The 12045-nt window shown below is 33.1% G+C and carries 13 protein-coding genes; 4 read left to right on the top strand and 9 right to left on the bottom strand.

From position 1 onward, the window contains the following. Positions 1-160: 160 nt before the first annotated feature. Entirely contained in the window at positions 161-1096 is a 936-nt protein-coding gene (locus tag PXD56_RS17670) for a 3-keto-disaccharide hydrolase (protein ID WP_276494656.1), read from the top strand. Positions 1097-1152: 56 nt separating this feature from the next. On the opposite strand, the gene PXD56_RS17665 is transcribed toward PXD56_RS17670, so the two are convergent. The 3 genes from PXD56_RS17665 to PXD56_RS17655 form a co-directional block, all read right to left on the bottom strand. Continuing rightward, positions 1153-1374 (bottom strand): putative signal transducing protein, encoded by a 222-nt coding sequence (locus PXD56_RS17665; RefSeq protein ID WP_276494655.1) that lies wholly within the window; start codon positions 1372-1374, stop codon positions 1153-1155. Between the two features lie 28 nt (positions 1375-1402). Beyond that, positions 1403-2785 carry a sensor histidine kinase gene (locus PXD56_RS17660; protein WP_276494654.1) on the bottom strand — a complete coding sequence of 461 codons (1383 nt, stop codon included), beginning with the start codon at positions 2783-2785 and terminating at the stop codon, positions 1403-1405. Between the two features lie 261 nt (positions 2786-3046). Further along, positions 3047-3760: a pirin family protein gene (locus tag PXD56_RS17655; protein ID WP_276494653.1), complete on the bottom strand. Its 714-nt coding sequence runs from the start codon at positions 3758-3760 to the stop codon at positions 3047-3049. A 169-nt stretch (positions 3761-3929) separates the two neighbouring features. On the opposite strand from PXD56_RS17655, the gene PXD56_RS17650 reads away from it, so the two are divergent. Beyond that, on the top strand, positions 3930-4400 hold the full coding sequence (locus tag PXD56_RS17650) for a hypothetical protein (protein ID WP_276494652.1): 471 nt from the start codon (positions 3930-3932) through the stop codon (positions 4398-4400). A gap of 1 nt (position 4401) precedes the next feature. On the opposite strand, the gene PXD56_RS17645 is transcribed toward PXD56_RS17650, so the two are convergent. The 6 genes from PXD56_RS17645 to PXD56_RS17620 are packed head-to-tail and all read right to left on the bottom strand — an operon-like array spanning position 4402 to position 10564. After that, positions 4402-5736 carry a DUF58 domain-containing protein gene (locus tag PXD56_RS17645; RefSeq protein ID WP_276494651.1) on the bottom strand — a complete coding sequence of 445 codons (1335 nt, stop codon included), beginning with the start codon at positions 5734-5736 and terminating at the stop codon, positions 4402-4404. A gap of 6 nt (positions 5737-5742) precedes the next feature. Next, entirely contained in the window at positions 5743-6741 is a 999-nt protein-coding gene (locus PXD56_RS17640; RefSeq protein WP_276494650.1) for an AAA family ATPase, read from the bottom strand. After that, on the bottom strand, positions 6731-7918 hold the full coding sequence (locus PXD56_RS17635; protein ID WP_276494649.1) for a DUF4350 domain-containing protein: 1188 nt from the start codon (positions 7916-7918) through the stop codon (positions 6731-6733). The genes PXD56_RS17640 and PXD56_RS17635 overlap by 11 nt, the downstream gene beginning before the upstream one ends. Positions 7919-7952: 34 nt before the next feature. Further along, complete coding sequence (locus tag PXD56_RS17630; RefSeq protein WP_276494648.1) at positions 7953-8675, bottom strand: hypothetical protein; 723 nt, start codon at positions 8673-8675, stop codon at positions 7953-7955. A gap of 1 nt (position 8676) precedes the next feature. Continuing rightward, complete coding sequence (locus PXD56_RS17625) at positions 8677-9615, bottom strand: hypothetical protein (protein ID WP_276494647.1); 939 nt, start codon at positions 9613-9615, stop codon at positions 8677-8679. Then, positions 9578-10564: a stage II sporulation protein M gene (locus PXD56_RS17620; RefSeq protein ID WP_276494646.1), complete on the bottom strand. Its 987-nt coding sequence runs from the start codon at positions 10562-10564 to the stop codon at positions 9578-9580. The genes PXD56_RS17625 and PXD56_RS17620 overlap by 38 nt, the downstream gene beginning before the upstream one ends. A gap of 33 nt (positions 10565-10597) precedes the next feature. Between PXD56_RS17620 and PXD56_RS17615 the strand changes: the two genes are divergently transcribed. Together PXD56_RS17615 and PXD56_RS17610 are read left to right on the top strand one after the other, a co-directional pair. Continuing rightward, positions 10598-11323 (top strand): RDD family protein, encoded by a 726-nt coding sequence (locus tag PXD56_RS17615; protein WP_276494645.1) that lies wholly within the window; start codon positions 10598-10600, stop codon positions 11321-11323. Between the two features lie 3 nt (positions 11324-11326). Then, positions 11327-11938, top strand: coding sequence for a trimeric intracellular cation channel family protein (locus PXD56_RS17610; RefSeq protein WP_276494644.1), 612 nt, complete (start codon positions 11327-11329; stop codon positions 11936-11938). Positions 11939-12045: the final 107 nt, after the last annotated feature.

Below are 12045 nucleotides of genomic sequence, written 5' to 3'. Positions count from 1 at the left end.
TAATGTAGATAACTAAGCTAAAAAATGAATTGTAGGTAAATTATTAACCATATATGGTATAGATTTATCAATTTGAATTTAAAACATAATTTATTTCAACGTTAAGAAAGTGTGTTCAAAAGTTCCTTTATATTTGATTACTTATCAAACCAATATTTATATGAATACTATAAAAACAGCTGCCTTCATTTTTTTGATGGCTATTAATTTAACCCTGTTACAAGCTCAAGAAGGTCATCCATTAGAAGGGAAATGGAATTTAACAATAGATCAAGAAGGGAAGAAATTACCATCATGGTTAGAAATAAGACATTCTGGTACCAATACCTTAATCGGAAGGTTTACGTATGCTTTCGGTAGTGCAAGACCAGTTGCAGAAATTGAAAAGCATGGCGAATTATTTTCATTTGAAATTCCGCCACAATGGGAACCGGGAGCGGCCAATATGGAATTTGAAGGAAAAATAGTAGGAGAAGGTTTAGAAGGTACTATGATATATGTAGATGGAAAGACGTATAATTGGACGGCTACCAAATCACCAAAACTTCCATATTATGATAATGCGAAAGAAGGGAAGACGGTAAAGTTATTTAATGGTAAAAATTTAAAAGGCTGGACAATTAAGCCGGGAAATCAATGGGCGGTATTAGATGGCATATTAACCAGCTCTAAACCCGGGGTTAATTTAGTTTCAGAAGAAAAATTTAAAGATTTTAAACTACATGCAGAATTTAGATACCCAGAAGGTAGTAATAGTGGTATGTATTTAAGAGGGCGTTATGAGGTGCAGATAGCCGATAATATTGGTCTAGAACCATCTTCCATATATTTTGGTGGAATTTATGGATTGTTAACTCCCAATGAAAATGTAGCAAAGAAAGCTGGAGAATGGCAGACTTATGATATTACTTTGATAGGAAGAAGAGTTACTATTGTAGCGAACGGAAAAACAATTATCTCTAATCAAAATATTGAAGCAATGACTGGTGGAGCTTTAGATAATAATGAAGCAGAAGCCGGACCAATAATGATACAAGGTGATCATGGTCCTGTAGAATTTAGAAAATTAGAAATAACATCTTTAACTAAGGGGTGATTTTAGAATAAAGTATTAGAAAAAAAGCCTCCCTAAATGGAGGCTTTTTTATGTTTTTAACTGTTAAGTTCAGTAATGATAGCTAAAGCTTTTTCTTCTTCATCTTTATTTACATAAATCTCTATAAATTCTGACAGCGGCGTTCCAAAACCAGCTAGGCGAGCAGATTCTTTTTCATCTTTAAGTATAGGAGCAATATTATTCTCTTTCAACGCTATTTCAATGCGTTTTGCTTCTATACTATTACCGCCGTATATTTTTATATAATTTGTATTCATGATAATTTAATTTAAGTTAACCTCTTTTTTAGTTTAGACTAATAGAATGTCCCTGTACTTTGTTCATTTCTAATGAATTGGTGTTAATCGTAAAATAAAAGGTACTACCAACATTTTCTTCTGATTCTACCCATATTTTACCTAAGTGATGATCAACTATTTTTTTACTGCCATAAAGCCCAATACCAGAGCCTTCAAATTTCGATTGATTATGAAGTTTATGAAATGCATTAAAAATGTTTGCTTGATGTTCTTTGGGAATACCAATGCCATTATCTTTGACGCTAAAAAGATATTCTTGCTCTTTTTTTTCAGATGCAATAGTAATTATGGGGTCTTTGGAGCTGTTTTTAAATTTTAGTGCGTTGTGTATTAAATTTTGAAACAGCATTCCAATATCATTTGGTCTTGCAGTAATTGTAGGCAAGTCACCAATAGTAATCGTGGCATTTGTCTCTTTTATTCTTTCTGAAAAGTCATCTAATACTAACCGTACCACTTTTGCAATATCTATGGTTTCCATTTCGCTAGAATTACCAATTTCGGCATATTTTAAAAGTCCTTCTACTAGGTTTGTCAGTCTTGTAGAACTGCCTTGTAAATGTTTTAAATAGCTGCTGAAATTTGCATAATTTGATGTAGCATGTTGTTTTTCTAATTCTGTAGCAATTACATTGATATTGTTTAAGGGTCCTCTTAAGTCATGTGTAACTATGAAGGTAAATTCCTCTATATGTGTGTTTTTTAATTTAAGTTCATTGTTTAAAACGGCTAATTTGCTGTTTTGCATTTTTAAATCATTTTGAGCCTTTTTTAAGTTCAGCTCACTTTCTTTTAAAGCTTCAATATGATTTTCTAAATCTGTAGTGTACGTTCTAGTTTTATTTTGGTCATACATTCTAAAGGTTAGGGAAAGCCAGCCTAAACAGGCTAAGAACGCAAAAATCTCATCAAAAGGTACATCAATGGTACCTAAAATGGGTCCGTAAATAGAGATGTAAATTGTGGGGACTATAAATGCTAGAATATCAAAAGCAATAATTAGATTTCTTAATTTAGGGTTTCTTCTAAAACCTATGAACGCTAAAAAACCCATAGTCGCAAATGCAACTGCTTGACCGAAAAAGCCTCCTATCAAAAATATTAAGGTCATGAACATTACCGGAGGAAACAGTGTCATATAAATTCTGGTAGCACGGTGAAGTTTTAGTCGGTTTAACAAAAAACCGATACCGAAACCAATAGCTACAATACCTGCTAAAATCTGTTCAGGATAAGAATGAAATAATAGTGTATATATAAATACGGCAAAAGTAAAAATACTGGACACAATGGTTATTAGTCCAAATTCATCTAAAAAGTTTCTGCTTTTTAGACTGTTATCATTTGAAGTCGAATTAAGTTTAGACAAGCTGTTTATTTTAGTAAAAGTGACTTTTTTAGTACGTAAAAAGTGAGTTCTATGTATTTATAGAAACACCATTAGAAATCAAATAGACTATGATTTTATGTTAATCTGATTAGAATAATATGATTAATTGGGGGAGCTATAAATATTATCATATTTTACTTAAATATAATAAAGTAGTAGCGTTTTTAATAAAAAAAGACACTTTTATTTAGTGTCTTATATTGTTTTTTGTAGTTTAAAATGAAAAATCAGCACTTCATTTTAAAAAACCATAGGAACTTCCATAAAAAGTATTTTAGATGCCTGGTTCGTTTTAAAATTAAAAGTGTCAGTTTCCCATATTCCTAATCCGTCACGTTTACCTAATTGCTTATTCGCAATTTCTATTTCGCCGTCCAAAACAAAAATATATACACCGTTACCCTTATCCTTTAAATCATAAGAATCTGTAATTCCAGATTCGTATTCGCCAAGATGAAACCAAGCATTTTGGTGGATCCATACACCGGCATCATCTGTGTTGGGAGAAAGTATTTGGTATAAACTGTTCTTTGTGGCTATATCTTCAATTGAGATTTGGTCATAACGCGGGGTAACCTCTTCTTTGTTCGGAATAATCCAGATCTGCAAAAATTTTACCTCTTTATCTTTGTTTTTGTTAAACTCACTATGAGAAACTCCCGTACCTGCGCTCATCATTTGTACATCTCCAGATTTAATAACGGTAGAATTCCCCATGTTGTCCATATGTTGAAGGTCACCTTCTAATGGAATGGATATAATCTCCATGTTTCTATGCGGGTGAGTTCCGAAACCGCGACCAGCGGCAACCGTGTCGTCATTTAAAACACGTAATGCTCCAAAATTCATTCGTTCTGGATTATGATAATTACCAAAACTAAAGCTGTGGTATGAATTTAACCAACCGTGGTCTGCATGCCCTCTTGTGTTAGATTTATGTATTATAGTTTTCATTTTGTATCCTTATCTAGATAGATTTTTAGTCGAGATTTAAGTTTAAACTTTACTAAAATTTACTGCTTTAAAAGTACATTTAATTACTTGGAATTTTACTATTGCCAAATGTTGCTACATATACTTTTCTTTAAATAAAAACGTTATTCAAAAAAAATCCCTCAGTATTATGAAATGTTTCGTTGGTATATTTCTGTTATTGTCTTTAGCCAACATGTATGCGCAGGATAGCGCAGATGCTGCTAAGCATCTAGGTGCAGGTATAGTAATTGGAGGAGCTGGTGGTTACGCTGCACATAAACTATCTGATGGAGACAGAGCATGGACATGGGCTGGAGCTGTTGGTAGTGCCTTTGTAGCAGGTATGGCAAAAGAAGCCATATATGATTCTTCAAGAGGAGCAGATTGGGAAACAAGAGATGTTGTATTTACTACTTTAGGCGGAGTGATATCTGCTCTGGCTTTGGAAGTTTTTACCGGAAATGGTGGTAAAGGTAGAGGTGGTAATAGAAGAGGCAAAAGCTGTGGCTGTTTAGTTGCTCAGCTAGATAATACCAATGAAATTCAATTGCCGGTATTTGTAGAAAATGGCACTGGTGATATCACTTCAGAACTACAAGCTGCTTATCTAATTCGGTAATCTATAAAAGACCTTTCGCTTTAATTTCAAGATATTTGTTAATAGTATTAATGGTCAGGTCTTCAGGTTTGGTCAAAATAGTCTGTATACCATACTTTCTAAGCTCGTTCACTACCAATTGTTTTTCGTATATGAATTTCTCTGCAATGGTCTGCTCATAAATTTCTAGCGTGTTATTTGGCTTTTCTTGTGCATAAGAGAAAAGCTCTGTGTTTTCAAAGAAAATAACAACTAATAAGTGTTGTTTTGCTATAGCTTGTAAATAGGGTAATTGACGATGTAGTGCATCTAAAGTTTCAAAGTTTGTGTACAACAATAATAGGCTTCGTTGTGGTAAATGCCTTTTAACATCAATATACAATCTACTAAAATCACTTTCTACAAAATTGGTTCTAAGATTATATAATGTTTCAAGAATAAGGTTCATTTGAGAACTTCTACGTTCAGCAACCACTCTGTTTTCTATCTTGTTACTAAAAGAAAACATACCTGCCTTATCATTCTTTTTTAAGGCTATATTGCTAATGACCAATGTTGCATTGATAGCGTAATCTAATAAGCTAAGAGATTTAAAAGGCATTTTCATTACCCTACCTTTATCTATAATAGAATATATGGGTTGCGATTTTTCATCTTGAAACTGATTGACCATCAACTGACCCCTTTTGGCGGTCGCCTTCCAATTTATATTTCTAATATCATCACCTTGTATATAATCCTTGATTTGTTCAAACTCCGTCGTGTGTCCAATACGCCTAATCTTCTTGATTCCGAATTCAAGCAGACGGTTACTAAAAGCTAAAAGGTCATATTTACGAAGCTGTAAAAACGACGGATAAACAGGTACTTCTTTGCCCTGATCAAACGTATATTTTTTAGCTAAAAATCCAATAGGTGAAGTGGAGAAAACATTTAAATTGCCAAAGCTATAAACCCCGCGTTCAACAGGTCTAACATTATAGGTGTAAAATTTTTGTTCGCCTGATTTTAATAGGCTGTGAAAATTAAAATCCCTTTTCTGAAATTGAAAAGGCAGTTCGTCTATAATATTGACTCGGCTAGAAAATAAGTATTGATTGGTGACTTTTATTTTAATACTGTTTTCATCGCCGTTAGAAAGTTTGTCAGGTACTATTCTGTCTGCTACTATTTTACCTTTTGATAAAAATAGAAGTATGATGTCAACGATTATTACTGCTAAAAACAAATAGAAAAGTAGCTTGGCAATAAATGTGATATTCTCAAAAATATAGGATACCAAAAAGCATAGGATGATTCCCGTTAAAACTAGGAAAAATCTTTTTTGAAGAAATATATTTTTGAATACGTTTTTCACAATTGTTTATCTAGGAATTTCAATGGTCTGAATAAGGTCATTGATCATTTTTTCTGCAGTATAGCCTTCCATTTCTCTTTCAGGAGTTAAAATGATTCTATGTCCTAAAATAGGTCCAACTACTTTCTTGATATCATCTGGAGTAATAAAATCTCTTCCATTGATAGCTGCAACCGCTTTAGAAGCATCTAAAATGGCAATAGAAGCCCTTGGCGATGCACCTAAATATAAGTTGGCATTAGTTCTTGTGTTGTTGACTATAGCCGCTATATACTTCAGTAAATTATCTTCAACAATAATATCTTTTATCACCAGTTGATAAGCGGCTATTTGTTCTGCAGAAAGAACAGAATCTATTAATGCTTCAACATTGGTGTTTTTTTGTTGATGTTTGTTTTCTAGTATCTGTATTTCTTCTTCTAAGGTAGGGTAGTGGACATTTATTTTAAACAAGAAACGATCTAATTGCGCTTCCGGTAATCTATATGTACCTTCTTGTTCAACAGGATTTTGAGTAGCAAATACCAGAAATGGAGGTTGCATTTCAAATTCATTTCCGTCAATGGTAATCTGTCTTTCTGCCATGGCTTCAAAAAGAGCTGCTTGGGTTTTGGCAGGTGCACGGTTTATCTCATCAATCAATATAATATTTGAGAAAATAGGCCCCTTTTTAAATTCAAATTCAGAGGTCTTCACGTTAAATATAGAAGTTCCTAAAATATCACTTGGCATTAAATCTGGCGTAAATTGAATTCTACTAAAATCTACGTTCATGGTCTTGGCTAAAAGTTTTGCCGTTACTGTTTTGGCTACACCCGGCACACCTTCAATAAGTGAATGACCGTTCGCTAAAATAGAAACTATCAACAACTCGATCATATCTTGTTGGCCTATGATGACTTTTCCTAACTCTGACTTTACCTTAGCTACAGATTCTTGAAGTTTGGTGAGGTCTATACGCGAATTAAATTCTACGTTGTTTTCATCTTGTGTATTATCTTCCATAAGATTGTTTAAATGTATTTATTTTCTGAACCAGTACTAAAGAGTCTTGTTCAGTATGTACAGGTTTATTTTTTAGACGAAGTATGAGTTCTATTAATGTTTTTGTATCATCTTTAGATTTTCCAGCTTTTGCACTTAGTTGGGTGATGAAATTTTCATCAAGAACTGTTGTGTTAACATAATATCTATTTCTAACGTAGGTTAAAAAGTAGGTAATTTTTTTATGGTTTAAATTGGTGTAGTCTTTATTCTGGTAATAGAGAGATCCTACAGTTTTTGCAAAAGCTACAGATGAGTTTTCTAAAGGTTTTATTACAGGTATAATTCGTTGTTCTCTTTTTGCTTTAAAAATTACAAATAATAGTAAACCAATTACCAATAGATAATAACTCCATTTTAATGCGGGCTGATTCAATACAAAACGCATGGGTGAAGTAATCACTTTTCTTCCAGATTTCTTATAGTCGTCCCAATACAATAGGTTATCGTTTAAATAAGAAAAACTCTGTGTACTGTATTTGGTATTATCACCTAACATATAAAAATTAGTGTAGGCAACAGGTAGCGTGTTTATTATGAAATTACCTTTTCCAAAAGATGTTTTAATGAAGTTAGGTTGTACTTTAATTTCATCATTATTATCCTCTAAAAAGTTAGAAGTTTTGAACTGTAAGTGTCCTAATATTTCTGTGTTTACGGTATCAACACTTGCAAAATAACTTGGGTTGACCCCTCTTGTAAAAAAGAAATTTTTCTGTTTAAAATTTTTATTGGTGAAAGAAGCTTTGACCGAATCTTCTTGAATACCATACTGTTGTGTGACTTCTATATTTAATGTGTCGGCCAACTGCCCAGTTAGATTATTGGTAGCGATAAAAACTTGATTACCGTTTGCTACATATTTTAAAACCTGATTGGTTTCCTGTTCATCTAAGTAGATATAATCGTTGATGATAATATAATTAGAAGGTATAGTGCTGTCTCGGTGTATAAGCGCATCATACATGCTGCTTTCTACAGATTCAATTTCACTGTTAGAAAAAATATTGGGTAATTCATTAAAAAGCACAAAACAGCCAAACGGAATTTTAGATACAGATGTGTATGAAGGTCTCCAGTTTATGGGTCTTGGGCGTACTATTTCTGTTACGATGATACCAATTAGCACCGCAATCAAAAGCCCGAGTATTATTTTAGAACGCTTGCCCAATTTATAGTTGAATTTGTTTGTTTATCGATTCAAAATCTAAAACCGACTTCGTGTATTTAATATCATCAATTGCCTGCTCGCCATACCATATATAATCATATAGGTAGGCTATTTTTTTAAAACCTTTTTTTATTTCCGGTTGCTCAATTTCAGCGAAATAGTCTGAATTTGTTTTATCAAAATGCCATTCTATAATATCTTTTTTAGACAGCTTTTGTAGCGTAAGCAGAAACTGATAGCGTATGGCAAGACGGTAGTCTTTTTGTTCAATGGCAGTATTCAATAATTCATTTATATCAATACCTTCAATATGCTCTTCAGTTAAATTGATATCGCTAACAGCTTTGGCTTTTTTCTGAAAAAGGGAATTGAAATTTTCATTTATCAGCAATTTTACAACAAGATATACAACTAGAATTATTAGCAAGAAATAGATAAAGTATTCAATGAGTTCTAGCAGCTGTGGTGAAATATTGATACCAAATACATTATGTAAACCTTGTCCCACCCAATTAATAAAGCGGGCAAGTAGGTTTTGAGATTCACCAGTTTTAAAGGTGTAATTGAACTCATCTCCTATATATTTTTTACTAAGATCTTCGTCATTACTTCGTACGGTCAATACAGACGACGAATCAACCTTTATGATACTGTCATTTGTACCCTGTGCAATTGCAGAAAGGGTAGTTAACTGAAAGAATATGATAAGAATAGTGTATTTCAACCTAATCGTTTTGACCTATTTGTTCAATTGTTGCCCTTGTGTTTTCATTATAAGTTTTTTCATGTAATGCGTAATAGAGAATACCGTTTACAAATTGCGATAGACATTGGCCATACACAGCAATTATTAACACAATACAAGTACCTAAAGTGTAAACTATGGTAGAAACGATAGAGTGGGAGTAGTCTACATTATTTTCAACAACATGAAAGGTGTAAATGCCTACGATAATACCTGGAACAAATAGCGCAATCATGAGCAAAATACCTAGTAAAAAACCTAATATAAAATTGACGCCTACAGATTTCCAAAAGTTAGTGGTTACTAATTTCCAACCTTCGCCTAGAGCTTCTGTAACACCTTTCTTCTTCTGAAGCATATCAAAAAATGAAACTCCTACCCAAGCAGTTAAAAAGAATTGGACTATATATTGACCTATAAAACCTAATAAGGGAATGATAGCTAATATTACCGCTGCAATAAGAAATACAATGTAAATAGGTATTAGTAGCAATACGAATAAGAAGATGTTGCCAAATTGACTTTTAGCTAGTTGCCAAACCTCTTTTTTATCTACGTTTTCATCTCTGGTCTCAACATATTTGATCATGTAGCTGGTAGATAGCGAATAGTTTAAGAAAGCTACGCCTAAAAAAATGATGACGAACAAAAAGCCGCCTAGACCAAGATAAATAAAATAGTCTTGCTCAAATTCATTTCCGGCAGCAAAAGAATTACTGCTAGATTCTTGAGCGATCATTCCTAAAAACCCCGATACTAATAAATAGCTTGTAATTAAAAGTCCTATTAAGAAAACACCATTATAGCTTATAAAAACATTGGTAAAGTTTTTAATATTCTGTTTAAAAAAGTCGAAGTAAACGGTTACTATTCCGCCAAAATCACGGTTTACTCGTAACGGTATGTAATTGTCTTTCATGTTGGTTATTAAGTATGATCGGGTATGCTATGTAATAAAATATAATTAAGAATAGAGAAGCGCCAATTATTAGAAATGCCAACCAATTTGGCATACCTGTATATCGGGTAATAAAACCTTCAATAAAACCAGCTATAATAAAGAACGGAATGGTGCTAACTACAACTTTTAAACCGTCTTTAGCGCCTTTCATAAAAGACACGCGTCTAGAATACGTTTTTGGGAAAAGAATACTGTTTCCCATTATTATACCGGCACAACCAGCAATTATAATTACTGAAATTTCAATTGTACCATGCAGCCAAATTTGCTTGTTAGCTTCAAAAAAAACACCTTTGGTATAAAAGAATGTTATGAAAGCACCAAGCATTACTCCGTTACTAAATAAAATATAACCGGTACCTATGCTGGTAATTACACCAAAGGCAAATGCCAGAAAAGCAACGCGTATATTATTAATGGTAATGCCTAAAAATGATCCAATTTCACTACCTCCTTTATAAATGGCGGCAGGGTCGCCATTAGCAATATTATTTAGCGTTTCGTTTACATATGCATCCCCTAAAATTAAACGAACAAAGGTAGCGTCGTTCAAAGCAGATAATGAACCAATGGCAGAAGCAATTATAAATATTAAAAAAGCAACGCCTAGTGAACTATGATATTGTTTAAAAAAAAGTGGGAATTCGGTAAGCCAAAAACTTTTAATTCGGTTTTTACTTTCCTTTTTATTCTTGTAAATTTTTTGGTGTGCCTGTGAAGCTAATTCGTTTAAATACAATAAAGTCTTACTTTCTGCGTAATACGTTTGCGCGTAGGCTAAATCATTGGTCAGTTGAATGTAGCCATTGGCAAGTTCATCTGGGTTTGAAGTAGCATCAAGGTTGACAGCTTTTTCAAATGCTATCCATTTTTCCTTATTTTGCTTTACAAAAGCCGCTTCGCGCATAAACTATTTTTACCTTGTTAAATTTAAGACTTAATGAATAATCTCCAAATCAATACAACGCAAAATGTGAACCTTAATTATACTATTGTTAGTATTGGTGAGCGAATAGTGGCATTTTTTATAGATGCTTTTATATTATATCTCTATTATTTTTTGGTGGAATTAATTGGCGATGCCATAGGTTATATCTATGACGATGGGTGGACGCAAAGAGGTATAGTTGGTTTAATTGCTTTGCCTGCAATGTTTTATAGTTTATTAATGCATATTATTTTTAATGGTAGAACTGTCGGCAAAATGATTATGAAGATGAGAGTGGTATCTGTTGATGGTTCACCTGTAAATTGGAGTAATTATTTAATTCGTTGGATGCTTCGTTTGGTAGATATTTGGCTTTTTGTTGGATCAATAGGTATTCTTACCATCTTATTTTCAGAAAAAAGACAAAGATTGGGTGATGCAGCGGCAGGTACTGTGGTAATAAGTACTAAAAATAAAACTAAAGTTTCGCACACTATTTTAGAAGAAGTTGAAGATACTTACGTACCTAAATTTGTGAACGTTACCATGCTGACAGATAAAGATGTAAGACTGATCAAAGAAACTTTTAGTATAGCTAAGAAAAGTAATGATTTTAAAACGATGAAAGCGCTTAGAGATAAAGTTGATAGTATATTGCAGACCAATTCAGATTTATATGATAAGCAATATTTAGATACTGTATTGAAAGATTATAACTACTTTACTCAAAAGCTATAATTAATGTTTTATTTCATCATAGATATTTTAGGAACTATTGCATTTGCCATATCAGGAGTTTTGGTTGCAATGGATAAAAGACTTGATGCCTTTGGTGTGTTTATTATAGCCTTTGTAACGGCAGTTGGTGGTGGTACTTTGCGGGATCTGTTAATTGGTATTAGACCAGTAGGGTGGTTGAATGCACCTATGCACTTGCTCATTATAGTAATGACCGTTTTGTTGGCGATTATCTTTGTAAAGCAATTGAAATATGTTAGAAAATCACTTTTCCTTTTTGATACAATTGGTATAGGGTTATATACAATGGTAGGTATAGAAAAAGGATTGGCGGCAGATCTCTCACCGGTTATGTGCATTGCCTTGGGTACAATTACAGCATCTTTTGGCGGTGTAATCAGAGATATATTATGCAATGAAATACCTGTAATATTTAGAAAAGAAATTTATGCAACGGTCTGTATTTTAGGCGGACTGGTGTATTTTCTTTTAATTCAGTTTCCCATACAGAATACCATTGCGTATTCCATGGCAATTGTGACAATCATTATCATGAGAGTGTTGGCGGTGCGTTTTAAAATTTCGCTGCCAAATATTTATCGAGTAGAAAAGTGAAGATTTATATATTTAGCGAAGCTAAATATTAACAGCCAACAGCCAACAGCCAACAGCCAACAGCCAACAGCCAACAGCCAACAGCCAACAGCCAACAGCCAACAGCC

Source organism: Maribacter zhoushanensis (assembly GCF_029350975.1).
GTDB classification, from domain to species: domain Bacteria; phylum Bacteroidota; class Bacteroidia; order Flavobacteriales; family Flavobacteriaceae; genus Maribacter; species Maribacter zhoushanensis.
Note: the sequence above shows the minus strand (reverse complement) of the source record. Positions and strands in the feature narration are given on the sequence as shown.